At 73.3% G+C, this 24,346-nt stretch carries 23 protein-coding genes; 9 read left to right on the forward strand and 14 right to left on the reverse strand.

All coding sequences use genetic code 11. From position 1 onward, the window contains the following. Nucleotides 1-10: 10 nt before the first annotated feature. Entirely contained in the window at nucleotides 11-835 is an 825-nt protein-coding gene (locus tag SA2016_RS19285) for an SDR family NAD(P)-dependent oxidoreductase (RefSeq protein ID WP_084249664.1), read from the reverse strand. 142 nt (nucleotides 836-977) lie between these two features. On the opposite strand from SA2016_RS19285, the gene SA2016_RS19290 reads away from it, so the two are divergent. The 7 genes from SA2016_RS19290 to SA2016_RS22395 all read left to right on the forward strand — a co-directional run bounded on the left by SA2016_RS19290 (nucleotide 978) and on the right by SA2016_RS22395 (nucleotide 7,748). Beyond that, nucleotides 978-1,199 carry a hypothetical protein gene (locus SA2016_RS19290; protein WP_066501382.1) on the forward strand — a complete coding sequence of 74 codons (222 nt, stop codon included), beginning with the start codon at nucleotides 978-980 and terminating at the stop codon, nucleotides 1,197-1,199. Nucleotides 1,200-1,223: 24 nt separating this feature from the next. Next, the gene (locus SA2016_RS19295; RefSeq protein WP_066501384.1) at nucleotides 1,224-2,003 is read left to right on the forward strand and encodes a hypothetical protein; all 780 of its coding nucleotides are present in this window, start codon (nucleotides 1,224-1,226) and stop codon (nucleotides 2,001-2,003) included. Continuing rightward, nucleotides 2,000-3,640 (forward strand): Fic family protein, encoded by a 1,641-nt coding sequence (locus SA2016_RS19300; RefSeq protein WP_066501386.1) that lies wholly within the window; start codon nucleotides 2,000-2,002, stop codon nucleotides 3,638-3,640. The genes SA2016_RS19295 and SA2016_RS19300 overlap by 4 nt, the downstream gene beginning before the upstream one ends. 259 nt (nucleotides 3,641-3,899) lie before the next feature. Further along, nucleotides 3,900-5,801, forward strand: coding sequence for an FAD-binding monooxygenase (locus tag SA2016_RS19305; protein ID WP_066501388.1), 1,902 nt, complete (start codon nucleotides 3,900-3,902; stop codon nucleotides 5,799-5,801). Nucleotides 5,802-6,013: 212 nt separating this feature from the next. Then, a complete protein-coding gene (locus SA2016_RS19310; RefSeq protein ID WP_066501391.1) occupies nucleotides 6,014-6,769 on the forward strand; it encodes a mechanosensitive ion channel family protein in 756 nt (251 codons plus the stop codon). A gap of 66 nt (nucleotides 6,770-6,835) precedes the next feature. Next, nucleotides 6,836-7,351 (forward strand): PRC-barrel domain-containing protein, encoded by a 516-nt coding sequence (locus SA2016_RS21620; protein ID WP_066501393.1) that lies wholly within the window; start codon nucleotides 6,836-6,838, stop codon nucleotides 7,349-7,351. A gap of 115 nt (nucleotides 7,352-7,466) precedes the next feature. After that, the gene (locus tag SA2016_RS22395) at nucleotides 7,467-7,748 is read left to right on the forward strand and encodes a LapA family protein (RefSeq protein WP_306505410.1); all 282 of its coding nucleotides are present in this window, start codon (nucleotides 7,467-7,469) and stop codon (nucleotides 7,746-7,748) included. On the opposite strand, the gene SA2016_RS19325 is transcribed toward SA2016_RS22395, so the two are convergent. Both SA2016_RS19325 and SA2016_RS19330 read right to left on the reverse strand, forming a co-directional pair. Continuing rightward, complete coding sequence (locus tag SA2016_RS19325; RefSeq protein ID WP_066501395.1) at nucleotides 7,696-8,460, reverse strand: Pr6Pr family membrane protein; 765 nt, start codon at nucleotides 8,458-8,460, stop codon at nucleotides 7,696-7,698. The two genes, SA2016_RS22395 and SA2016_RS19325, sit on opposite strands and share 53 nt — an antisense overlap. Nucleotides 8,461-8,546: 86 nt before the next feature. Next, complete coding sequence (locus SA2016_RS19330) at nucleotides 8,547-9,518, reverse strand: aldo/keto reductase (RefSeq protein ID WP_066501397.1); 972 nt, start codon at nucleotides 9,516-9,518, stop codon at nucleotides 8,547-8,549. Between the two features lie 131 nt (nucleotides 9,519-9,649). On the opposite strand from SA2016_RS19330, the gene SA2016_RS19335 reads away from it, so the two are divergent. After that, nucleotides 9,650-10,069 carry an SRPBCC domain-containing protein gene (locus SA2016_RS19335; RefSeq protein ID WP_066501399.1) on the forward strand — a complete coding sequence of 140 codons (420 nt, stop codon included), beginning with the start codon at nucleotides 9,650-9,652 and terminating at the stop codon, nucleotides 10,067-10,069. A 323-nt stretch (nucleotides 10,070-10,392) separates the two neighbouring features. Here SA2016_RS19335 and SA2016_RS19340 read toward each other — a convergent pair whose 3' ends face one another. Continuing rightward, entirely contained in the window at nucleotides 10,393-11,979 is a 1,587-nt protein-coding gene (locus tag SA2016_RS19340) for a Na+/H+ antiporter (protein WP_066501402.1), read from the reverse strand. A 154-nt stretch (nucleotides 11,980-12,133) separates the two neighbouring features. Between SA2016_RS19340 and SA2016_RS19345 the strand changes: the two genes are divergently transcribed. Continuing rightward, the gene (locus SA2016_RS19345) at nucleotides 12,134-12,973 is read left to right on the forward strand and encodes an oxidoreductase (RefSeq protein WP_066501403.1); all 840 of its coding nucleotides are present in this window, start codon (nucleotides 12,134-12,136) and stop codon (nucleotides 12,971-12,973) included. Nucleotides 12,974-13,104: 131 nt separating this feature from the next. Here the strand turns inward: SA2016_RS19345 and SA2016_RS19350 are convergent, their stop codons facing one another. From SA2016_RS19350 to SA2016_RS19390, 10 genes are all read right to left on the reverse strand, one after another. Continuing rightward, on the reverse strand, nucleotides 13,105-14,880 hold the full coding sequence (locus tag SA2016_RS19350) for an FAD-dependent oxidoreductase (RefSeq protein ID WP_066501405.1): 1,776 nt from the start codon (nucleotides 14,878-14,880) through the stop codon (nucleotides 13,105-13,107). Continuing rightward, nucleotides 14,877-15,785, reverse strand: coding sequence for a sugar phosphate isomerase/epimerase family protein (locus SA2016_RS19355; protein WP_066501407.1), 909 nt, complete (start codon nucleotides 15,783-15,785; stop codon nucleotides 14,877-14,879). The genes SA2016_RS19350 and SA2016_RS19355 overlap by 4 nt, the downstream gene beginning before the upstream one ends. Beyond that, complete coding sequence (locus SA2016_RS22400) at nucleotides 15,782-16,303, reverse strand: hypothetical protein (protein ID WP_257125839.1); 522 nt, start codon at nucleotides 16,301-16,303, stop codon at nucleotides 15,782-15,784. Before SA2016_RS22400 ends, SA2016_RS19355 begins: the two co-directional genes overlap by 4 nt. After that, nucleotides 16,300-17,910, reverse strand: coding sequence for an FAD-dependent oxidoreductase (locus SA2016_RS19360; RefSeq protein WP_257125840.1), 1,611 nt, complete (start codon nucleotides 17,908-17,910; stop codon nucleotides 16,300-16,302). Before SA2016_RS19360 ends, SA2016_RS22400 begins: the two co-directional genes overlap by 4 nt. Continuing rightward, entirely contained in the window at nucleotides 17,907-18,992 is a 1,086-nt protein-coding gene (locus SA2016_RS19365; protein ID WP_066501408.1) for a Gfo/Idh/MocA family protein, read from the reverse strand. The genes SA2016_RS19360 and SA2016_RS19365 overlap by 4 nt, the downstream gene beginning before the upstream one ends. Further along, nucleotides 18,989-19,942, reverse strand: a complete 954-nt coding sequence (locus tag SA2016_RS19370) for a shikimate dehydrogenase (protein ID WP_066501410.1) — start codon at nucleotides 19,940-19,942, stop codon at nucleotides 18,989-18,991. The genes SA2016_RS19365 and SA2016_RS19370 overlap by 4 nt, the downstream gene beginning before the upstream one ends. Before the next feature lie 20 nt (nucleotides 19,943-19,962). Then, a complete protein-coding gene (locus SA2016_RS19375) occupies nucleotides 19,963-20,700 on the reverse strand; it encodes an SDR family NAD(P)-dependent oxidoreductase (RefSeq protein ID WP_084249666.1) in 738 nt (245 codons plus the stop codon). Then, on the reverse strand, nucleotides 20,700-22,073 hold the full coding sequence (locus SA2016_RS19380; RefSeq protein WP_066501411.1) for an MFS transporter: 1,374 nt from the start codon (nucleotides 22,071-22,073) through the stop codon (nucleotides 20,700-20,702). Before SA2016_RS19380 ends, SA2016_RS19375 begins: the two co-directional genes overlap by 1 nt. 128 nt (nucleotides 22,074-22,201) lie before the next feature. Next, the gene (gene lgt, locus SA2016_RS19385; protein ID WP_084249667.1) at nucleotides 22,202-23,083 is read right to left on the reverse strand and encodes a prolipoprotein diacylglyceryl transferase; all 882 of its coding nucleotides are present in this window, start codon (nucleotides 23,081-23,083) and stop codon (nucleotides 22,202-22,204) included. A 46-nt stretch (nucleotides 23,084-23,129) separates the two neighbouring features. Beyond that, a complete protein-coding gene (locus SA2016_RS19390; protein ID WP_066501413.1) occupies nucleotides 23,130-24,023 on the reverse strand; it encodes a LysR family transcriptional regulator in 894 nt (297 codons plus the stop codon). Nucleotides 24,024-24,346: the final 323 nt, after the last annotated feature.

The raw sequence follows: 24,346 nt of genomic DNA on the forward strand, positions 1-24,346 counted from the left end.
CCCCGGCTAGCTAGCCCGCGACCCAGGAGCGGGTCACGCCGAGGACGCGCTCCCCGTCGAGATCGGCGAGCGAGGCGCCCACGAAGCGGACGGCGACCTCGGACGTCTGCCAGCGGAAGCGGTAGGCGGTCGAGGTGGCGGCGTCGGCGATCGCGGCCCCGGCGTCCGCGGCGGTCTGCGCCCCCGCGAAGGCGCCCGAGGTGCGCGCGAGGTAGGCCTCGAGCTGGGCGCCGTACGCGCCGACGTCGGCCGGCCGCTCGACGTTCGCCACGAACTCGCTCGCCACCGCGGCGGGCTCGACGATGCTCACCCGCACCCCGAACGGCTCGACGACGGGTGCGAGGGACTGCATGAAGCCCTCGACCGCGAACTTGGCGCCGCAGTAGGCGTCGGCGAAGGGCTGGCCGACGGCGCCGCCCACGCTCGTCACGGTCACGATGCGGCCGTGGCCGCGCTCGCGCATGCCCGGGAGGACGAGCCTGGCTAGGTGCACGGGCGCGAGGTAGTTGATCTCGAGCTGGTCCCGGATCACGTCCATCGGGAGCTGCTCGGCCGTCCCGACGCAGCCCCTCCCGGCGTTGTTGACGAGGACGTCGATCCTGCCGTGGTCCGCGGCCACGGCGTCGACGAGCCCCTCCGCGGCGGCGTGGTCGACGACGTCGAGCGCGCGGACATCGAGGACGACGCCGGCCGCCTCCGCCGCCTCGCGGAGGGCACCGGCGCGCGCGGTGTCGCGCATCGTGGCGACCACGGTCAGGCCGCGGCGGGCAAGTTCGACGGCGGCGTGCAGCCCGATCCCGGACGAGGTGCCTGTGACGAGCGCGACATCGGGCATGCGCACAGGGTAGCAACGCCCCGTGGATCGGCAGCGCGGGAATCCGGGACCTCGGACTCTGGGGACGCGGCCCCGGACCGCGCAAGGTGGGGTGGTCAGGCCGCCCGCAGTGCGGGCGGGACCGGCGGAGTCGGGAGGCATAATGTCTGGCGCAGGAGAATCGCCGGCGACGGGACGGGACGAAGGCTCCCAGCCGCTCGCAGGCAGCACCCCGAAGGGCAGCGAGGCGAGGGGCTCCGCGGATCCGACGTCCTACGGGACGGCGCCGGCTCCCGAGCGGGGCTACAAGTACGGCTCGGGAACACGCGAAGGCTGGAGCGAGACCGAAGAGGTCGAGCCCGGGCCCGAGGACGATGTCCTCTGAGGCCCTGACACAGGCCGGGCACTGATGGCCGGCCCCCTGACGGGACCCCTGCTCGTGGGCGCGCCCACGGACGGGGTGCTGGGGCGGGTGCGCGAGGAGCTGGAACGCCGCGGGCAGGCCGCGGCCGTGCTCGCCCCCGCGGCGTACGCGCGCCGGGTCTCCGTGACGATCGGCGGCCGCACCGCCAGGGTCGAGCCGGACGTGCCGCTCCTCCTGAGGTCCCGGGAGCCGGGGGCGGACACCGCCGGCGCCGGCGCCGTGGCGGAAGCCCTCGCCCTCGCGGGCGCCCTCTCGGCCTCGCCGGTGGTCAACAGGCCCCCTCTGGGACTCCCCGCGGCACCCTCGTCGCGCGAGGCGATCGACTGCCTCATGTCCGCCGGCAGGATGCGCCCGCCGCTGCTCCTGGCCGAGCGCCGCAGCGGCGCCGGGCCCGTGGACCCCGCGGCCTTCGAGCAGGAACCGCTCCCCGGCCCGGACGGCGCGGAGCACGGCACGGCGGTGCGGTTCCGTGAGCGGATGCCGCCGGGGTGGCTCTATCAGAAGGTCCTCGTGGTGGGCGACCAGTGCTGGCTCTACCACGAGACGGTGGCCGCGGCACCCGAGATCCGACGACTGAGCCTCGAGACCGCCGCGGCGTCGGGGCTGGCCTTCTGCTGCCTGTACTGGCGCACCCTCCTCCCCGAGCCCGGGACGGGCCCTCTCCTGCTGCGCCTCGCGCGGGTCTCGGCCCAGCCGACCGAGGCGGAACTGGCGGACATGGCCGGCACGGCGGTGTCCGCGGTCGCTGACCTGCTGCTCGCATGAGCGTCCTCCTCCTCGGCCGCGGCCACGACCCCGTGCTGGCCTATCTGGCCGACCGGGGGCGCGCGCTCGGGGTGCGGTGCGATGCGGTCGACGCCGGGCGGATCGCCGCGGAGGGGTCCTGGGACCTCAGGCTGCCCGGCGGCGGGGTGCTCCGCTCGGGCACGGCAGCCTGGGACCTCTCGGCCTACACCACGGTCATCGCGCGGGGCCTGGAGCCCGAGGCGGCCGGCTGCCCGGCGCCGCACGGCTGGGCCGGATTCGTCGACTCGATCGGCCCGTGGCTGCGGACCTGCCGGCCGGCGGTGGTGAACCCGCCCGCACGCCCCGGGGGCGCGCCCCCGGCCGCCCTGGCCCTGATGGCCGCGATCGCCGCGAGGCTGCCCGCGGCGGACTGGCGGTGGGAGCTGGACCGGGCGGCCCGGGCTGCTTCCGGCGCCGCGGGCAGGTCGGCCAGCAGGGCTGCCGACGGCTCTGCCGTGCACAGCCTGTACGTGGTGGGCGAGGCGGTCCTCCCCTCCCCCGCCGGGCCGGGCGGCGGGCAGCTGCCCGGCCCCGAGGTCCACAGCGCGCTGGCCCGGGCGACCGCCAGCCTGGGCTGGCTCCTGGCCCGGTGGGACGCGTCCGTGGACCGCGACGGCGTGTGGCGCTGGCGCGGGGCCGACCCCGCGCCAGACCTCCGCCGCGACGACGGGCTCCTCGACGGCGGCGTCTCCCGCGCCGTCCTCGCCCTGCGTTCCCGCCCGTCGAGGAGCACCCTGGCGTGGCCGGCCTCTGCCCCGCGGGGACCTGCCGTTGGCCCCGTTCTCCACCGCGGCGCGTGCCGGAGCGGGCTCGATCCCTGCCCCTGCGGATCGCCGGCCCGGATTGACCTCGTGGACCGGCTCCTGGCCGAGGCCGCTGACCGACTCGACCACGGCCTCCAGGCCCCCGAACGCTGGCAGGGGCCGATGCGGCGCGAGAGCCTCCGCTACGGGACGGCGCCGGAACGGGCGCACTATGAGGACGCGTTCAACCGCCTCGCGCGGGATTCGTCGTCTGGGGCGGTCCCGCCGCTGACGGTGGACCGCCTGCGGGCGCTGCACGTGGAGGCCGGCGGGGATGGGGCGCTGCGCACCGTGCACCTGTGGATCCCCGGCGGCCACACGTTCCCGCACCCCGCAGCCGTGCTCCCGCTCCTGCAGGAGCTGTGCGCGGCGTACGAGGAGGACATCGGGGCCGCGTCCGCCGGCGGCCCCCGGACCGGCTACAGCGCGGCCCTCCGCCTCCACCTCGGGCTGCTCACGATCCATCCCTTCCGGGACGGGAACGGCCGGCTCTCCCGCCTCGTGGCCGCACGGGAGCTGATGCGCGGCGGGTACCGCGCCCGGGTGCTGACGATCCTGGACCAGCACTACGAGCAGTGGCCCCACGTGTACACCGATCTCCTGACCGCGGTCGAGGACGGGCGGATCTGCCGGCCGGCCTGCGTGCTCGGGATGCAGCTCGCGGCCCTCGCCCGGGCCTGGCGCGAGGCCCCTGCGCTCGCCCGCACCCAGCGGCCGGCGATCGGCGCCCTCCCGACCGTGGGCGAAGGAGCCCTGGCCCAGATCCTCGGGCCCGTCCTCGCGGACGTGGCGGCGGCTGACGAGGGGAGGTGACCCCGGGCCACACGGAAGGTGACCCCGGGTCACGCGGAAGGTGACCCCGGGTCGGGGAGGCGACCGCGGCGTCGTGCGTCCCGGAGCGCAGGCGCGCGGGGGGCTCCGCCGCCCGGCCTTGTGGGCTGGCCCACTCCTCGCGTACCATCGTTGTGAGCGATATTAGAACACGGTGTTCTATTATGGAACATCGAGCGAGACATCGGACAGGCAAAGCGATGGCGAGTGGTCGCCACCCCACAGAGAAGTGAGGAAACCCGTGCAGTTCCACCATCACGGCTACGTCTCCACGAACCCCAAGGTTCAGCCGGCCGCGGGCGTCGGCCTCAACCGCCCCGAGGAGCTCCCCGACCAGGTCGACGTCCTGATCATCGGCACGGGCCCCGCGGGCATGATCACCGCCGCTCAGCTGTCGCAGTTCCCGGACGTGACCACGCGCATCATCGAGCGCCGCCCCGGGCGCCTCGAGATCGGCCAGGCGGACGGCATCCAGGCCCGCAGCGTCGAGACGTTCCAGGCGTTCGGCTTCGCCCCCGAGATCATCGCGGAGGCGTACCACATCACCGAGATGAACTTCTGGCAGCCCGACCCGGAGAACCCCCAGAACATCGTCCGCACCTCCCGCGCGGTCGACGACGAGATGGGCATCAGCGAGTTCCCGCACCTGATCGTGAACCAGGCCCGCGTCCTCGACTACTTCGCCGACGTCATGCGGAACTCCCCCACCCGGATGACCCCCGACTACGGCTGGGAGTTCCTCGGCCTCGAGATCGGCGAGGGCGAGTACCCGGTGACCGTGCGGATCGTCGGTTCCGGGCCCGAGAACCAGGGCCAGGAGCGCACCATCAGCGCCAAGTACGTGGTGGGCTCGGACGGCGCGCGCTCCAAGGTGCGCGACGCGATCGGCTGCGAGATGAGCGGCGACCGCGCCAACCACGCCTGGGGCGTCATGGACGTCCTGGCGAACACGGACTTCCCGGACATCCGCACCAAGTGCGCCATCCAGTCGCACGACGGCGGCAGCATCCTCCACATTCCGCGCGAGGGCGGGTACCTGTTCCGCATGTACGTGGACCTCGGCGTGGTGCCGGACGACGACCACGGCAAGATCCGCCAGACCCCGCTCGAGGAGATCATCGCCCGCGCGAACAAGATCCTCCACCCCTACACCGTGGACGTGAAGAGCGTCGCGTGGAACAGCGTCTACGAGGTGGGCCACCGCGTGACCCACCGCTTCGACGACGTCCCCACCTCGCTGGCCGGCACCCGCACCCCGCGCGTGTTCATCACGGGCGACGCATGCCACACCCACAGCGCCAAGGCCGGCCAGGGCATGAACGTCTCGATGCAGGACGGGTTCAACATCGGCTGGAAGCTCGGCCACGTCCTCGAGGGCCGCAGCCCCGAGAGCCTGCTGTCGACCTACACCGCCGAGCGCCAGGTGATCGCGCAGAACCTCATCGACTTCGACCGGACGTGGTCCTCGATGATGGCCAAGAAGCCCGAGGAGTTCGAGAACCCCCAGGAGCTCGCCGACTTCTACGTGCGCACCGCCGAGTTCCCGGCCGGGTTCATGACCGAGTACACCCAGTCCATGATCGTGGGCGCGGCCAGGCACCAGGCCCTCGCCACCGGCTACACCGTGGGCAAGCGCTTCAAGTCCGCCCGCGTCGCCCGGATCTGCGACACGAACCCGCTGCACCTCGGCCACCTCGCCGCGGCGGACGGCCGCTGGCGCATCTACGTCTTCGCCGATGCCGCCAAGCCCGGCACCGCCGGCTCGACGCTCGAGAAGTTCGCGGACTGGCTCGCGACGGACCCGGCCTCGCCGGTCGTCGCCACCCCCGAGGGCCTCGACCGCAACGCCTGGTTCGACGTGAAGGTGGTCTACCAGCAGGACCACCGCGCCTTCGACCTGAACGACGTCCCGGCCGTGTTCAAGCCCCAGGTGGGCGAGTTCGGGCTCAACGACCTCGAGAACGTCTTCGGCACGCTCCCGGACGATGACATCTTCGCCCAGCGCGGGATCGACCGCGACGGCGTGGTCGTGGTGGTCCGCCCCGACCAGTACGTCGCCGACGTCCTGCCGCTCGCGGCCACCGACGAGCTCGGCGCGTTCTTCGCCGGCGTCCTCAAGGGCCACGCGGCAGCGCAGGTCTGAGCCGCTCGGCCGCACCGCCACACGAAGCACGACGGCGCGGGGCCGCCTTCCGTACGGGAGGCGGCCCCGCGCCGTCGTCGTCCGCGGAATTGCGGAAATGCGTCTGCAGGCGGCCTTCGGCGCGCGAGGTGAATTGTTTCCGGGTGAGGGCCACTGGGCAATTGCGGGCCACAGCAGCATCAAGCGAAACATTGATAACGGAAGGCCTCGCCATGATCGACTCACTCACTGCGGGTCTCGCCGAAGTGGCGCGATTCGTCCCGCAGTTCCTGCTCTTCCTCGTCATCCTCATCGTGGGCCTGCTGGTGGCCAAGGCCATCGCCAAAGCGCTTTCTCGGCTCCTGGCAAAGGTGGGCTTCGACCGCTGGGTTGAGCGCGGCGGCGTGAAGCGCGCCCTTGCCAATTCCAATCTCGACGCCAGCGAGATCGTCTCGAAGATCATCTACTACGCGCTGGTGCTCTTTGTGCTCCAGTTCGCCTTCGGCGTCTTCGGGCCCAACCCGGTCAGCACCCTGCTCGCCGCGATCATCGCCTTCCTTCCCAAGATCGTGGTGGCGATCATCATCGTGATCGTGGCCGCCGCCATCGCGGCCGCGCTCAAGACCCTCATACAGGGCTCCCTCGGCGGGCTCTCGTACGGCCGCACCCTCGCCAACATCGCGAGCATCTTCGTGATCGGCATCGGCATCATCGCCGCGCTGAACCAGGTGGACATCGCGGTCACCGTCACGACGCCGATCCTCATCGCGGTGCTCGCGGCGATCGTCGGTGTGGTCATCGTCGGTGTGGGCGGAGGCCTCATCAAGCCGATGTCGCAGCGCTGGGAGCGCTACCTCTCCCGCGCCGAGGAGGAGGCCCCGCGTGTCAAGGCCCAGGCGGACGCCGCTCCCCCGGCCAGCGAGCAGATCAAGCAGGCGGCCCGGGCGCACATGCCCGACTCGGCCGACGGCGGCGCCCACAAGTACTGAGCGCACACTGGGCCTAGGGCGCGTACCACGCCAGAGCACGACCGGACGCATGAAGGAGGAACCGCGATGCTCACCAACGCAGACCTCGAGGACCTCAAGGACGGCCACGGGAACGTGGTCTCCCAGGACGGGGAGAAGATCGGCGGCATCGGCGACTTCTACCTTGACGACGAGACCGACGTCCCCACCTGGGTCACCGTGAAGACCGGGCTCTTCGGGACCAAGGAGTCCTTTGTGCCCCTCGAAGGGGCACGGATCGCCGAGGAGAATCTCGTGGTTCCCTACACGAAGGACCACGTCAAGGATGCGCCCCGGGTGGACGCGGACGAGCGCCTCGAACCCGGCGAGGAGGACCGCCTGTACCGGCACTACGGCCGCTCGGCGCCGGAGGATCTGGCGGACACGGAGCGGGCGCAGAACGAGGTGGCCCTGCAGGAGGGCCCCGTCGGGCAGCTGCGGGAGAGCCGCCTCCGCAGGCACCAGCTCGGGACCAGCATGAACCAGCCGGTCCCGGTCGTCACCGACGTTGACCGCACCCCGGTCGAGACGGACAGGAGCCTCGATGACGACGGACCCCGCTGACGGACAGGACGTCGCAGGCCAGCGCGCCGGCGGGGAGCAGCCACCGGCCGCTCCCCCTCCCGCCACCCGTCCGACTTCCACGCCGCCAACCGGACCTCGGCGGGAGGAACCGGAGGTGCAGCCCGCGCCCGCGCGGCAGGGCGTGTCCCGGGCGGGAGCCACCTGGACCGCCGTCATTGCGGGGCTCGTGGTCTTCATCCTGCTCGTGGTGTTCTTCATCCAGAACCAGGACATGGTCCAGGTCCATTTCCTCGGTCTGATCGGGCCTGTGCCACTGGGCCTCGCCCTGTTCATTGCGGCGGTCGCCGGCGGCGTGCTCGTGGCGATCGCCGGGGCCATCCGGATCATCCAACTCCGGGCGGCCGCGCGCCGCGCGCGGCGCGGGACCGCACGGTAGCCGTCTGCGCAGGCGGCCGCCCGACGGCGAGCGCAACCCGGATGTTGCCCGCCGCATGGATGAGGACCGCGACCACGAGGAAGGCGGCGAGCACCTGGCCGGTCGTGGCAGCCACGGCCGGCCACCCGCCGTCGAGCGTCGGATCGAGGAACGTGTAGACGTACCAGCCGTCGATGCCGCCGCGGATCCACGAGAACGCGAGGAACGCCGCCGGGTAGGCCATCCACGCGATGGGGCGCCACCACCGGCCGCGGACGGTGCGGGTGACGAGGAGCCAGTCGAGCGCCATCACGAGCGGGACGATCCGATGGTGGATCATCTGCGGCCAGTACAGGTCCAGGGTCCACCACGGCTCGTTCGGCGGGGCAACGAGGACCACGTAGATGATCCCCGTCATGACCAGGTAGAACGTGAGCGCGCCGAACAGGTGGTCCCACCTGAGCGGGAGGCCTGCGCGCGGGAACGCCGCGGACAGGATGAGGACGAGTCCCACGGCCAGGTTGGACTGGACCGTGAACTCCGAGTAGAGCTGCGGGATGTCGACGTCATTGGTCGGCAGCGTGGCGTCGACCGTCTTCTGCATGAGGGCCACCAGCGCCGCGACGCCCACCGTGGCGCGCACGAGACGGACCCAGAGGCGGTCCGGGGACAGCGCGTGGTTGGCTCCGAGGTTGCGCGCGACCGGGGGAAGGAGACTCGATGTCGCGCTCATCGGCCCAGTCTGCGCCGGCACCGGAGCCAGGCCCAGAGACGAAAGTACCGTCAGCCGCCCCGGGCCCCGCTCCACATCTCCCCGGCTCAGAACCCGGACGGCATCCTCGGTGTGTAGTGCTCCTCGAGGGCCCTGACCTCGTCCTCGGTCAGCGCCAGCTCAAGGGCAGCGGCGGCGTCCGGGAGGTGATGGGGCTTGGTCGCGCCCACGATCGGTGCGGACACCACCGGGTTCCGCAGCACCCAGGCGAGCGCGACCTGCGCCATGGGCACGCCCCGGGCCTCCGCCACGCGCTGGAGGGCATCGACGATCGGCTTGTTCACCTCGCCGGAGTAGCGGCTCTGCAGGGGATCGGTCGTGGCGCGCGCGGTCTGCTGGTCGCTCCACGGCCGGGTCAGGCGGCCCTTGGCGAGCGGGCTCCACGGCATGCTGCCCACGCCGGTCGTGGCCAGCAGCGGCATCATCTCGCGCTCGTCCTCGCGCTCCACGAGGCTGTACTGGTCCTGCATCGAGACGAAGCGCGTCCAGCCGTTCGCCTCCGCGGCGTGCTGCATCGCCTGGAACTGCCAGGCCCACATGGACGAGGCGCCGAGGTAGCGCGCCTTTCCGGCCTTGACCACGTCGTGCAGCGCCTCCATCGTCTCCTCGACCGGGGTCTCGGGGTCGAAGCGGTGGATCTGGTACAGGTCCACGTAGTCGGTGCCGAGGCGGGCCAGGGACGCGTCGATCTGCTCCATGATCGCCCGCCGGGACAGGCTGCGGCCGCCGGGGCCCTCGTGCATCGGGAAGAAGACCTTGGTGGCCAGCACCACGTCCTCGCGCCGGGTGTACTCCCTGATCGCGCGGCCCACGATCTCCTCGCTCGAGCCGTAGCCGTAGACGTTCGCCGTGTCCCAGAACGTGATGCCGAGCTCGACGGCCTGGCGGAACAGGGGCTCGGCCGCGTCATCGCCGAGGGCCCACTCGTTGTAGCCCCGTGAGGGGTCGCCGAAGCTCATGCAGCCGAGGGCGAGGCGGCTCACGCGGAGCCCAGAAGTGCCGAGACGGGTGTACTGCATGGGAGAAGAGTCCTTTCGTCAGCGGTCCGGATGGAACCGACGCTACGCCGCCGGGCCACGACGAGGGAGGCCCTGCCAGTACCCGGCTCGGCGGGTTGAACCGCCCGGGCCCGGTGGCCGAGGCTGGGACGATGAACGAAACGGCCTGCCGCGTCCGCATCCGCTGTACCCCCGAAGCGCTGTGGGGCGCGCTCACCGACACCGAGGTGCCCCGGCCGTGGAAGGGCGGGGAGACCGTCCACAGCTCGTGGGCGCCCGAGGCGGCCTACGAGCTGCGCGCGGGCGGGTCGGTGGTGGCCCTCGGGCACGTCATCGCGATCGACCCTCCGCGGCGGCTCAAGGCGACCTTCGATCCTCGCTGGGACCCGGCCGTGGTGAACGAGCCGCCGGGGACCCTCGAGTACCGCATCGAGGCCGCCGAGGAGGGCACCTGCGAACTCACGGTCCGGATCACGGGGCTAAGCGGCGCCTCGGCCGCCGCGGTGGAGCGGGACACCTCCGCGACCTACCTGCGCCTGAAGGAGTGGATCGAGGCGGGCAGGGACCAGTAGACCCGGGGGCGGAACCGACCGGCTTTCGCGTTCGGTGGCGCCCGAGCCCCGGCGTGTCCGGGTGACACGCCGGGAGTGCGGCCTCATAGCAGGTCGGAATCGCTGCCCACCCCAGAAGAAAGGCGCCCGCAGCCCTTCCATCTGAAAGTCATCTCCTGAAGGTCAATGTCCTGACCATGCCCCACAGGAGCTGACCTACAGAAGGTGCCCACAGGAGCTGACCTACAGAAGGTGCCCACAGGAGGTGACCCACAGGAGGTGCCCTGCAGAAGCTGCCCCACAGAAGCTGACCCACAGACGGGGCGGCCCCTTGGCGCTGGCGCTCACTCCGTCTCCTGCTGGCGGGCGAGGCGCACCTCCTCGGCGTCGAGCTCGCCCTCGATGGTGCGCAGGACCGTGTCGTCGATCGTCTTCTCGTCGCGCAGGCGCACCACCGTGGCCCGCTTGTGGCCGATCAGCGCCAGCCGCAGCCGGGCGTACTGGCGGGTGCGCGCCACGGCCGGGTGGTCCTCGTCGTCGAAGCCGGCGGTGATGGCGGCCAAGTGCTCGTCGTACTCGTGGTGGATGCGCTCGAGCACCTCGTCGTCCACGTTGATCTCGCGGGCGAGGTCGGGCAGCGCCTTGAAGGCCTCCTCGATCGCCGTGCGCTTGGCGAGCAGGAGCTCCTCGGTGACCTTCGTGTCCTCGGGGATGCGGGACCACCGGATGACCCTCGGCAGCGCAGAGCCCTGGAGCGCTAGCGACGCGACCACCACGAAGGCCGTGACGAACACGATCGCGTCCCGCGCCGGGTAGTCCTGCGGGACCGCGAGCGCGACCGCGAGCGAGACGGCGCCCCGGACGCCCGCCGTCGTGCTCATGACCCGGGCGCGGTTCGTGGTGCGCAGCTTGCGCTGGTGGGGGCGGCGGTCCACGGCCCTGATCACGTAGGCCGAGACGACGAGCACCGCCAGGCGCGTGACGAGGATGGTGCCGTACACCGCCGCGGCGACGAGGAGCACACTGCCGAGCGGCTGCCCATGCTCGGCCTGCCCGGCGACGATCCCGCCCAGGGCGGACGGCAGCGCCAGGCCCACGAGCACGAACAGGGCACCGTTGAGGAGGTAGCTGCCGATCCCCCAGACCGCGACCGTCTGCTGGCGCGTGTAGGCGGAGACGGCGAGCGGGGCGGCCTGGGAGATGTACAGGCCGCACGAGACGACGGCGAGCACGGCCGAGGCGTGGACGAGCTCGCCCCCGAGGTACGCCACGAAGGGGGTCAGCAGGGTCGCGGCGTTGCCGGCGAGCGGGTTCTCGATGCGCCGGCGCACCCAGAGCATGGCCCATGCGAGGGCGACGCCGACGGTCACCCCGCCCACGAAGGAGTAGAGGAACTCGCCGGTGACCATGAGCGGGCTGATGTCCACGGACCCGGTGGCGAACCCGACGGCGACCCCGTAGACCACGAGGGCGGTGCCGTCGTTGATGAGGCTCTCGGCGTGCAGCACGGTCATCTGCCGGCGCGGGAGGAGCCCGTGGGCGATCGCGGCCACCGCCGTGGCGTCCGTGGGGGCCACCGCGGCGCCGATGATCCAGGCGGGGCCCCAGTCCATCCCGAGCGCGTGCGCCACCGCCGCGACCGTGCCCGCGGTGATGACCACCAGGAGCGTCCCGCTGAGGATGATGCCGCGGATGAACCTGCGGATCTCGCGCAGGGACGTGGTGAGGCTCTCCCAGTAGAGCAGCGGCGGGAGGAACAGCAGCAGGACCGTCTCGGGAGGCAGGCCCACGCCGCGGAACTCCGGGACCAGGGTGAGCGCGAGGCCGAGGAGTACGAGCAGCAGGGGCTGGGTGATGCTGATCCTGGGTGCGAGCAGGCTCCCGACGACCACTGCCGCGCCGAGGGCAACGACGAGTTCCAGACCGAGCATGTCCAACCTTTCGAGCAGGGCCCCGCACTGAATGTAGCGCCGCGCCGCCGCGCTTGGGAGGCACTGCCGGTCCAGGGATCGGCCCTGCCTCCCGCAGACGGCCGCGAGCGCGTTGACTGGTGTAGTTACCCGCTGGACCCACGGAAGGAAACCCATGGACGTCTCACCCGTCTGGCTCATCACCGGCTGCTCCACCGGGCTCGGCCGCGCCCTCGCCGAGGCCGTCCTCGCCCGCGGCGACCGCGCCGTCGTGACCGCGCGCGACGCCGCCTCCGTCTCCGACCTCGCGGACGCCCACCCCGAGACGGCCCTCGCCGTCCCGCTCGACGTGACCGACCCGGCGCAGGTGGCCTCCACCGTCGCCGCCGCCCAGGATCGCTTCGGGCGCATCGATGTGCTCGTGAACAACGCCGGCTACGGGTACCGGGCAGCCGTGGAGGAGGGCGACGACGCCGACGTGGCCCGCCTCTTCGCGACCAACGTGTTCGGCCCCGTGGCCCTGATGAAGGCGGTGCTGCCGGGTATGCGTGACCGCCGCTCGGGGGCGATCGTGAACATCTCCTCCATCGGGGCGCGGCTCTGCCCGCCCGGCTCCGGCTACTACTCGGCCACCAAGGCCGCGCTCGAGGGCATCTCGGGCTCGGCCCAGAAGGAGCTCGCGCCGCTGGGGATCTCGGTGACCGCCGTGGAGCCGGGCGCGTTCAGGACCGACTTCGCGGGCCGCTCGCTGACCCAGTCTGCCGAGCCCATCGCGGACTACGCCGAGACCGCCGGGCAGCGGCGCAAGGAGCACGACACGGTCCACGGGACCCAGGCCGGCGACCCGGCCAAGGCCGCCCGGGCCATCATCGCCGCGGTGGACGCCGAGCAGACGCCGGCGTTCCTGCTGCTCGGCCGGGACGCACTGGCTGGCTACCGCGCGGTGGCCGAGGCGCAGGCGGCGGAGGTCACCGCGTGGGAGTCGGTGAGCGGGTCCACGGGGTTCGAGGGCTGAGGCGCTGAGGGGCTGAGGGCGCGATTCTGCTCACGCCCGGCCGACCCGAGGGTGCGACCCCGGCGTGTCCGGCCTCGGCACGCCGGGGCGCCCCTCGAGCATGAGCAGAATCGCTCGCGCAGGCCCTCGGATCAGGCCTGGGCGTGCTCGGCGGGCACCGAGCCGTCGTCCTCGTAGCGCTCGGCCCGGGCCAGCTCGCGGCCCGCGACGTACCCGAACGTCAGCGCCGGCCCGAGATTGATGCCCCCGGCCGGGTAGAAGCCGCCCATGATGCTGGCCTGGTCGTTGCCGGCCACGTACAGGCCCTCGACCGCGGAGCCGTCGGCCCGCAGCACCCGGGCCCGCCCGTCCGCGGCGAGCCCCGCGAAGGTCCCGAATGACCCGGGCACCACCTTGACCGCGTAGAACGGGCCCTTCTCGATCGGTGCGAGCGAGGGGTTCGGCCCGACCTTCGGGTCGCCGCCGTACCGGTTGAACTCGGTCTCGCCGCGCTCGAACTCGGGGTCCGCCCCGCGCCGGGCGCCCTCGTTGAACCGCTCGACCGTCTCGCGCAGGCCGGCCGGGTCGATGCCGCACGCCGCGGCGAGCTCCTCGAGGGTCCGCCCGCGCTTGAGGTAGCCGGAGCGCAGGTACGGGAACAGGGGCACGGGAAGCGGTTTGGCCATGCCGAGCGGGTACCTGCGCACGAACCGCGAGTCGGCGATCTGCCACGATTCGACCGCTTCGCCCTCCGGCGTCGCGGCGACGAGCGCTGAGACGTAGTCGTAGTAGCCGTTCGCCTCGTTGACGAACCGCTTCCCGTCCCGGCGCACGCCGATCGATCCGGGCTTGGCGCGGTCCATGATGTGCGGGAAGTTCCCAACCCGGCCGCTGCGGTACGGGACGAGCGAGACCGGGCACCACGCCGCGGGCGACTCGACATCGGTGACGAACTGCGCCCCGACCGACTCGCCAAGCGTGATCCCGTCGCCGTCGGCCTCCTTCGGCGCGAGCGTCCAGTGCTCGCGCCCGGTGGGCGTCTTGGGGAACAGCGCGGCGCGCCGCTGCACGTCGTTCGGGAACCCGCCGGCCGCGAGGACGACGCCGCGCGCGGCCTCGATCTCGTACCGTCCTTCCGGTCCGCTCACCACGGCGCCGGTGACGCGCCCCGAGTCGTCGGTGGTGAGCCGGACGGCGGGGGTCGAGACCCGCACGTCGACGCCGAGGTCCTCGGCGCTCTGCAGGAGCCGCCCCACGAGCGCGGTCCCGTTGACGAGCTGCATGCCCCTGCGGTGCACGGCGAGGTCGAGGACGTGCCGCCCCACCCGCCAGGCCGCATACGCAAGGCCCTGCAGCGAGCCCTGGGACGCCGAGAGGAACCTGGTCAGGTCCGGGCCGGCCATGATGCCCATGCCGAGGAACGAGGTCTCGTAGAGCTGACCGCGCAGGAGCCTCCGCACGCGGGGCGAGAGGCGGCGGGCGTTGATCGGCGCCGGGCCGACGGAGCGGTGTCCCGTCCCCGCGCCGGGGGTCTTGCCGTAGATGTCCCTGATCTTCGCGCCGGGCGTGAACTGCAGCCACGTCCTGCCCTCGAAGAAGCCGACCATGTGGGGCACGGCGTCGAGGAACGCGTCGATGCGGGCGGCGTCGTACCGGTCTCCGAGCCGGTGGCGGAGGTAGGTGCGGAACTGCTCGGGGTCCTCGTCCACGCCGTCGGCCTTCGCGAGCGGGTTGCCGGGGGTCCACGCCCAGCCGCCGGACCAGGCCGTGGCGCCGCCGCAGACCTCGGCCTTCTCGACCACCACGACGCGCAGTCCGTGGTAGGCGGCCGTCACGGCCGCGGACAGGCCGCCGGCGCCGGAGCCGATGACGAGGACGTCGGTCTGGACGGCGGGGGCGGCAGAGGATGTCGGGACGGGGGCGGTCATGCGGAGGCTCCGTTCGGTGCAGTGCGGGTGGGGTGGGCGGGTCCAGTGGCCCGTGCCTGGGCGAGCGCTTCGGCGTCCGCGAGCACGCGGTCGGCGCCCTGCTTCAGGCGGCGCGCCCAGCCGAGCGCGCCGAGGCGCTCGACGTCGCGCGGAGACGGCGCCTCGACGCTCACCGGCAGCGTCGGGGCCAGGGCGGCGACGATCTCGGCGAGCGCGAGGCCGCCCTCGCCCGGGACCAGGCGGGCGGCGCGGGACTCGTGGACGAGGCCCTCGCGGTCCCCGGGGCGCTGGGCCGGGGCGTCGCAGAGCTGGAGCATCGGGACGAGGTCGGCGATGGCTGCGAGCTCCCCGAGCGTGCCGCCGAAGCGGCGGAAGTGCAGGGTGTCGACGACGACCTGGGTGCCGGCGGCCCGGGCTGCCGCAGCGGCCGCGGGCAGCGAGCTGATGCGCTGGTAGGAGATGGGCTCGAGCGTGGGCGTGATGCCGAACTCCCGGCCGTCCTCGGCCATCCGGGCGAGGTTCTCGGCGAACCGGGCAGGCTCGGGATCGGCTCCGGCCACGGTCACGGTCCGGGCGCCGAGGGCGTGCCCGGCCTCGAACATGCGCAGCCAGGCGTCGCGCTGGCCATGGACCCCGCCCGTTCCGTCCATGAGGAGGAATTCGATGTCCACCACGCGCACGCCGGTGGAGCGGACGTTGGCGAGCGTCTCGGCGAGCATCGGTGCTCCGGGCTGCAGGTCGTACGGCCGCTCGGCCGAGGTCACGGGACGGACGCGGGCGCCGATGAAGTCGAACCCCGCCTCGGCGGCGAGGAGGACGAGGTCCGGCGGGGCGGTCCCGAGGAGGGAGAGCTGGGCGAGGCCCACGGGGCGCCGCGGCGCGGACGCGGTCTGGGCGGCGGTCATGCGGATGCTCCTTCGAGGATCGGGGCGGAGGGGGTGGGCGATGCGGCAGGTGCGAGGGCGGCGGCGAGGCGCTCGGCGGCGTCGTACCCGCTCTTGATCGCATTCGACGCCGTGGGCGGGGTCTGGTCGACGACCGTCCCGGCGAGCACCACCGGAACGCCCGCGCCGAGCCCGAACGCGGCCTCGCGGCCCTCCCGGTCCACCGCCGCGCCGAGGGGCACCACGCCGCGGGAGACCAGGAGGGGCCCGGGCGCCTCGAGCCACCGCTCTCCGTCGGCCCCGACGACGCGGACGCGGCCTTCCGGGGTGCCGGGCGCAACGGCCTCGACAATGCGGGCGTCGAGCACGATCCGCACGTGCGGGCTGGATTCGAGCCGCGGGACGGCGAGGATCTTGGCGCGGCGCCCGGATTCCGGGGCAATGGCCTGCTCGGGCCCGACGAGCAGCACGCGCGTGCCGTGGGCCGCGAGGGTGTCCGCCACGGACAGGGCCACCGAGTCGGCGCCCCAGATCGTCACCGCGGCGGGCCAGGCGCCCTCTTCGGGCGGCGGTCGCCGGCGAGGAGGCCCGGGCGGGCGGCGAGCCAGTCGCGGACGTCGAGCACGCCGTCGGGCGCCTTGGCGCGGCCGCCGGTGACCGGAAGGCCGGGCGCGGGGCGGGTCCCGCCGGTGGCGAGGACGATCCCGTCGGCGCCGAGCGCCCGCGCGAGGCCTGCGAGGTCCCGCACGTCCGCGGCGGCGCCGAGGCGCACCTCGACCCCGAGGCGCGCGAGCTCGGCACGGTTCCAGTCGAGGTAGCGGTGGAAGTCGGGCGTGGGGCGCATCCCGGCGGCGAGTGCGAACTGGCCGCCGATCCGCTCCCCCGCCTCGAGCAGCGTGACGCGCGCACCGGCCTCGGCGAGCTCGCGCGCGGCGGTCAGGCCCGCGGGCCCGGCGCCGAGGACCACGGTGTGGGGCGGGGAGGAGCGCACGACGGCGCCCGGCCGGCCCGCGTCGTCGGCCGCCACGAGGCGCGGGGCCGGCACGGGAACCCGCGAGCGTCCGACCGCCGGGTTGACGGTGCACGTCACCTGGCCGAGGCCGAGGTTGTCGATGCAGACGTTGCAGGCGATGCAGGGCCGGTACGGGGCACCGTCCAGGACGCCCTGGACGAAGGCCGGGTCGGCGTGCACCGCACGGCCGAGGGAGACGAAGTCGCACACGCCGTCGGCGAGCACCGCCTCGATGGCCTCGGGCGAGTTGAGCCGCCCCGCGAGGCCGAGGGGCAGGCCGAAGCGGCGGTAGGCGCGGGCGTAGTCGGCGAGGACGCCGGGCCTCCACTCCCCCGACTGCACGATCCACTCGCCGGCCTCGTAGGAGCCGGCGGAGAGGTCCAGGAAGTCCAGCGCCTCCAGGTCGAGCCGCGAGACGACCTCGAGGGTCTCCTCGGCGCCGAGTCCGTCCGGGACGCCCTCGAGCACGGAGAGGCGGATCCCCACGAGCGCCTCGGGCGCGGCCGCCCGGACGGCCCGGATCACGAGGTTGGCGAAGTGCTCCGGGGCGCCGAACTCGTCGGAGCGGCCGTTGGTGCGGGCGGACATGAACTGGTGGACGAGGTAGCCGTGCCCGCCGTGGATGCTGATGGCGTCGAACCCGGCCGCGACGGCCCGGCGGGCCGCCTGGGCGTAGGCGTCCACGAGCTCGTGGCACTCGCGCGTGCTGAGGGCCCGGGGCAGCTCGCCGCCGGCGACCTCGCACGGCACCGCGGCGGGCGCGACGGGCGGGAGACCGCTCACCGCGGACTGGGCGGTGCGTCCGCCATGGTTGATCTCGACGGCGGCGAGCGCGCCCGTCGCGTGGATGGCGTCGGTGAGCTCCCGGAATCCCGGGAGGACGGCGTCGGTGTGCAGGCCGAGCTGGTGGGTGCGGCCCTTGCCGTCGGCGCGCACGTACGTGGCCTCGGTGGTGACGATGGCGAGGCCGGCCCGGGCGCGGGCCACGAGGTAGTCCGTGTACTGGGCGGTGATGCGCCCGTCGGTGGTGCCGTAGTTGCGCTCCATCGGGGAGCTCACGAGCCGGTTGCGGAGGGTGCGCGCCGGGCGGCCGTTGCGGCCCAGTATGAGCGGCTGGGAGGCGTGGTGGGTCATGAGGCACCTTCTGGGGTGGCGGCGGGCTGGGCCAGGCGGACCGGGCGGCCGGTGCGCGAGGACTCGTAGACGGCGAGGAGGATCGTCAGGGCCGCGGTGGCGTCGTGGCCCGTGACGGCCGGCTCGCGGCCGGCGCCGAGGGCCTCGACGAAGTCGCGGATCTGGGTGGTGTGGTGCGGGATGAGCTGGCCGTTGATGGTGGCCAGGTCCACGTCCGGGTCGATGCCGGCGGGGTGCGCGGGCTCGGAGTCGATCGTGCGGCCGCGGGCGAGGATGGTCACCCGGCCGTCGGTGCCCTCGGGGAACTCGGTGAGCTCGGCGGTCGCGCCGGTCTCGCCCGTGATGCGGATGCTGACCCCGAGGCTCGGGGCGGCGGCGGTCGTCGCGGAGAGCGTGGCCATCGCCCCGGAGGCGAAGCGGAGCACGGCGGCCGCGGTGTCCTCGACCTCGATCGCGTGCGTGAACGTGCCGAGGTACCCGTGCACCTCGACGACGTCGCCCATGAGCCACTGCAGGAGGTCGAGGTAGTGGATGGCCTGGGTCATGAGCACGCCGCCGCCGTCGGTGGCCCACGTCCCCCGCCAGGCGGCGGCGCTGTAGTACTCCGGCTCCCGGTGCAGCAGCACCGAGGCGTGGCCGAGGATCGGCCGCCCCAGCGTGCCGTCGTCCACCGCGGCGCGGAGGCGCTGCGCGGCCGGCCAGAAGCGGCGCTGGAACAGGACTCCCAGGCGCACGCCGGCGGTGTCGCACGCGGCGACCATCCGCTCCGCGGAGGCGAGGTCGATCGCGATCGGCTTCTCGCAGAGGACGTGCGCCCCCGCCGCCGCGGCGGCGAGGACCACGGCCTCGTGGGTGGGGTGCGGAGTGCACACCGAGACGAGGTCGACGCCGGCGGCCAGGAGCTCCCCGACCGAGCCGAACGCGTGGGGGATTCGCCAGCGCTCGGCGGTCTCGCGGGCACGGCCCGGGTCGACGTCGCACACGGCCACGACCGTGGCCTCGGGGATCGCGGCGAACGCCTCGAGGTGGTTGCGGCTGATGGCCCCGCAGCCCACGATCCCGACGCGGTAGGGCGCACTCATGACAGCTCCGTTCCGGCCTGCGCGGCGAGCTCGAGGAAGTGGGCGCGCATGCGGGCGCGGTCTGCGCGGCGGCCGGTGAAGAGCTCGAACGAGTCGGCGGCCTGCGCCACGGCCATCCAGCCGCCGTCGAGCACGCGGCACCCGGCGGCCCGGGCGGCCTTCACGAGCTGGGTCTCCAGGGGGCGGTAGACGACGTCGGCCACCCAGTGCCGCGACGTGAGCGCGGAGGCGTCGAAGGGGGTGCCCGGGTGCCCGACCATGCCGATCGGCGTCGCGTTGACCACGCCGTCGGCCTCCGCGAGGCGGGTGGGCACCTCGTCAAGGACGACGGCGGCGACCCGCCCCGCGCCGTCGGCCGCGGCTGCGTTCCCGGCTGGTTTCCCGGCGCGGCGCCCGGCGAGGCGGGCGGCGAGCTGCTCGGCGCGGGCAGGCTCGGCGTCCGCCACGAGGAGGGTCCCGGCGCCGGCGTCGAGGAGGGCGCGGGCCACGGCCGAGCCGGCGCCGCCCGCGCCGACGAGCAGCACGGTGCCGAGGGCCGCGCCGGGCAGGCCCTCCAGGAGCGCCGTGCGGAAGCCCGTGTGGTCGGTGTTGCGGCCGGTGAGCCGCGCGGCGGCGCCCGATCCGCCGCGGCGCGGGCCGCGATCGTGCATGTCGATGACGACCGTGTTGACCGCCCCCAGCTCCCGCGCGTCGTCGGAGAGCCCGTCGAGGCCGGCGATGACCGACTGCTTGCACGGGTGCGTCACGTTCAGGCCCGTGTAGCCGAGCCGGGCGGCGTCCCGCGCGAGCTGCCCGGCGTGGTCGGGCGCGAGGCCGAGCGCGTCGAGGTCCAGCGTGCGGTAGGCGTAGCGGAGGCCGTGGGCGGCGGCCTCGCGCTCGTGCAGGAGCGGGCTGAGCGAGCCGGCGACGTTGGCGCCGATGAGGCCGATGAGGTGGCTGGGGGCGGTCATGGTGGTCCTTGTCGGTGGGGTCAGTAGGTGGCGCGGCCGCCGGAGAGGTCGTAGACGAACCCGGTGGTGTAGGAGGCGTCCGGGGAGGCGATGTACTCAACGAGGGCGGCGGCCTCTTCCGCGGTGCCGAGCCGGCCCATCGGGATCCGGGCGAGGTCCGCGTCCGTCACCGCGAGGTCGCGGATGAGGGGCGTGGCGACCTTGCCGGGCGCCACCGCGTTCACGGTGACGCCCGAGGCCGCGTACTCCTTGGCCAGGGCCTTGGTGAGGCCCATGATCCCGGCCTTGCTCGCGGAGTAGGCGGCCATCCCCGCCACGCCCTCCTTGCCCGCGGTCGAGGCGAAGTGGATGAGCCGGCCCGAGCCGCTGCGGGCCAGGTGCGGCAGGACGGCCCGGGAGACGAGGAACGCCCCCGTGAGGTTGACCCGCAGCATCCGCTCGAAGGACTCGACGGTCTCCTCGGCCGCCGGGCGGACCCCGCCGACGATCCCGGCAGTGTTGACGACGACGTCGAGCCGGCCGCCGGTCTCCGCGAGGGCCTTGGCGACGCCCGCCTCGACGGACGCCGGATCGGTGACGTCGAGGTCCACGTGGGCCACGCCGGCGTCGGCGCCGTGCCGCGGGGCACCGGGCAGGTCGGCGGCGACCAGGGCCACCGCGGCAGGGGCCAGGCGCTCGACCACCGCGCGGCCGATGCCCGAGGCGGCCCCGATCACGAGGCACCGGCGCCGCGCCGGGACTGTCCCGCTGGCGGGCATCAGTTCCCCGCCGTTCCCCGGGCCGGGACGGGGAGCGCCTCGGACGGCTCCGCGCGGCGGGAGCGGCGGCCGAGCTCGTCCTTGGGCACCCGGTACGTCTCGCGCGCCGAGAGCACGGCCAGTGCGGAGACGAGGCAGAAGGCCACCGTCATCCAGCCCACGGGGCCCCAGTTGGCGGAGTCGCCCGCGGTGATCGCGGCGCCGATGGCCGGGGTGAAGCCGGCCACGACGAGGCCGAGCATGAGGCTCACGGCCATGCCGGAATAGCGCGTCCTGGCCGGGAACAGCTCGGGGAAGTAGGCGGGGTAGACGCCGTTGGGCATGGCGTAGAAGACGCCCGTGAGGCCGATCCCGGTGGCGAAGATCAACGGCCAGCTCCGGGTCGAGAGGGCCCCGAAGAACGCGAACACCATGACGGCGCTGCCCAGGGCGCCGACGATGAAGACCGGCTTGCGGCCGATCCTGTCCGCCAGGAGCGCGAAGAGCGGCTGCGTGAAGACCGTGACGGCGTTGGCCACCGCGATCACGACGAGCATGGTCGGCTTGTCCAGCTTCACCACCGCGGTCGCGTAGGTCAGGGCGAAGACGGTGAAGACGGTGCCGACCATGGTCACGAGGGCGGCGAGGGTCACCCGGACCACGTTGGGGAAGTCGTTGCGGAACAGGTCCACGAGCGGGACCGCGGCGGTCTTGGCGTCCTCCTTGATCTCGGCGAACAGCTCGGGCTCCTCGAGCCGGCGGCGCAGGTAGAAGGCGACGAATGTGACCACGGCGCTGAGCAGGAACGGGATGCGCCAGCCCCAGGACATGAGGACCGACTGCGGGAGCATGGTGACCGGGATGAACACGATGCTCGAGACCACGATGCCGAACTGGATGCCGCTCATGGTGAAGCTCGTGAAGAAGGCCCGGCGGCCCTCGGGCGCGTGCTCGAGCGTCAGGGAGCTCGAGCCCGGCGACTCTCCGCCGGCGGAGAGCCCCTGGATGAAGCGCAGCGCGATGAGCGCGGTGGGCGCGAGGCCCCCGACGGCGCTGTAGGTGGGGAGGCAGCCGATGAGGAACGTCGAGGCGCCCATGAGCACGAGGGTCAGCAGCAGGACGTTCTTGCGCCCCATCCGGTCGCCGAAGTGGCCCCAGATCACGGCCCCGAGCGGGCGGGCGACGTAGGCGACCCCGAGGGTGGCGAACGAGAGCAGCGTCCCGGCCGCGCCGGAGTCGGGGAAGAACAGCTTGCCGAAGAACAGGGCCGCGGCGGAGCCGAAGATGAAGAAGTCGTAGTACTCGAGCGTGCTGCCGAGGAAACCGGACAGGGCCGCAATCCGCGCGTTCTGGGTGCGCGGCGTGCGGGAGTCGGCGGATGTCGACGCTGACATGGATGCTCCCTTCGGGTGATGCCGCTCACGGGAGGTGGCGGCTCATCCAGCATGGGGGCGCCCATTGTGGCGCGTCCAACACTTAGTTGATCTAGGACTATGTGCAGTTCGCACACAATCCGGAAGGGTCACTCCACGGCGGGAGCCGAGGCCTCCTCGGGCCGGGCCTGCGAGCGCGGACGCCGGAAGGTCAGCAGGAACGCGACCACGGCCGCGATGAACAGCAGGCCGGAGACCCAGGTGTTGACCCGGAGGCCGAGGATGAGGTTGGCGTAGTCCGAGCGCATGAGCTCGAAGACGAACCGCCCGGCCGTGTAGACCGCGACGTAGAGGGCGAGCACGCTCCCGGCGCCGAGCCGAACCTTCCGGTCGAGCCAGATGATCGCGGCCGCGGTCACGAGGCACCAGATCGACTCGTAGAGGAAGGTGGGCTGGAAGTACCCGAGCACCACCGGGTTGCCGGCGGCGTCCGTGACGGCCCGGCCCGTGGAGAGGTCCATCTGGTGGATCTGCAGCCCCCAGGGCAGCGTGGTCGGGTCGCCGTAGAGCTCGTTGTTGAACCAGTTGCCCCACCGGCCGATCCCCTGCGCGGCGAGCACCCCGGGGGCCACGGCGTCGGCGAAGCCGAGGAAGGAGGCGCCGGCGCGGCGACAGCCGATCCACACGCCCACCGCGCCGAGCGCCACGGCGCCCCAGATGCCGAGGCCGCCGTCCCAGATGGCGAACGCGTTCCACGGGTTCTTCCCGGGCAGGAAATACAGCTCGGGGTCAGTGATGACGTGGTAGATGCGTCCGCCCACGATCCCGAAGGGCACGGCCCACAGGCTGATGTCGATCGCCTCGCCGGGCCGCCCGCCCCGCTGCCGCCACCGGCGTGCCGTGATCCACACGGCGACGGCGATGCCGAGCATGATGCACAGGGCATAGAAGTGGATGGTCAGCGGTCCGAGATGGAAGCCGCTCACGGTGGGGGACGGGAAATAGGCCGGGACCGACACGCTCGCGCTCACCGCCGGATCCTACCAATTCCAGATGGCCGGCACCTGGCCAGCGGGGTCACGCCGGCGTGGGCAGCACCTGCTCGGCGACCTCGAGCACGTGCGGCAGCACGCGGGAGGGGTTGGCGGGGGCCCACGCGAGCCCGTGCTGGAGGTAGGGCTGGGGGCCGGAAAGCGGGACGTACACCGCCCCGTGCGGCAGGATGTCGCTCATGCCCTCGCTCACGAGGCTCACGCCCATCCCGGCGGCGACGAACGTGAGGATCATGAACGGGTCGCCGATCGTCTGCACCACGCGGGGCCTGAACCCCGCGGCGACGCAGGCTGCCGTGGCCGTGCGCTCGAGGTCCGAGCCGCCGCCGGAGGGCATCATGATGAAGTCCTCCTCGCGCAGCTCGGCGAGGTCGAGCGCGGCGCGCTGGGCGAGGGGGTGGTCCACGGGCACGACGGCGCCGAGCGCCTCCCGCGCGATCAGGCGGGAGGCGAGCGGGGACGGGTCGAGCGGGAGTCCCACGAACGCCAGGTCGAGCGTTCCCTGCATGAGCTGCGCGACGGCGTCGCCCGTCACCACGCGGCCCTGCAGCGAGAGGACCACGTCCGGGTAGCGGCGGCGCAGCGCCCGGGTGAGCCGCGGGAGGGTGCGGTGGTTGATGGCGCCGGTGAAGCTCATGGTCAGGTGCCCGTAGACGGTCCCCACCGAGGCGTGGGCGGCCTGCCGGGCGACCTCGAGCTCGTCCAGGGCGCGGTAGGCGTGCGGCAGGAGGGAGCGGCCGGCGGGGGTGAGGGCCACGCTGCGCGTGCTGCGGTCGAACAGCGGCACGCCCATGTCCTTCTCGAGCTTGCGGATGGTCTGGCTCAGCGGCGACTGGGCCATGTGCAGCCGCGTGGCCGCGCGCCCGAAGTGCAGCTCCTCGGCCACCGCGACGAACGCCTCGAGCCACCTGATCTCCACGGGCCCATTCAAGCACCTGCCAGGGGGCTCTCCCCGCGGGAGGCCCGGGCGCGCCCCGTGGATTTCGGGACCGGAGCGAGCCGGGAACTCGCGTGCAACTGGGGGGAGGAGCCGGGTGCACGGGCAAGCGCCCGCAGGGCTGCGTCTTCGCCCAGACGTCCGGCCGCGTCGCCGCGGTGGGCGGGAGGGCAACCTGCGAGGTGATCCGCGAGCGGCTCGGTGCGCGGGCCGCGCTGGGCACCCTCGTGACGCCCTTTCCTGGTGAGGGGAGACGTGTCGGGGATGCCGGAGGCGCGGTCCGCGCCTGGAGTGTCGATCCCATT

The organism is Sinomonas atrocyanea, from assembly GCF_001577305.1.
Lineage (GTDB): Bacteria > Actinomycetota > Actinomycetes > Actinomycetales > Micrococcaceae > Sinomonas > Sinomonas atrocyanea.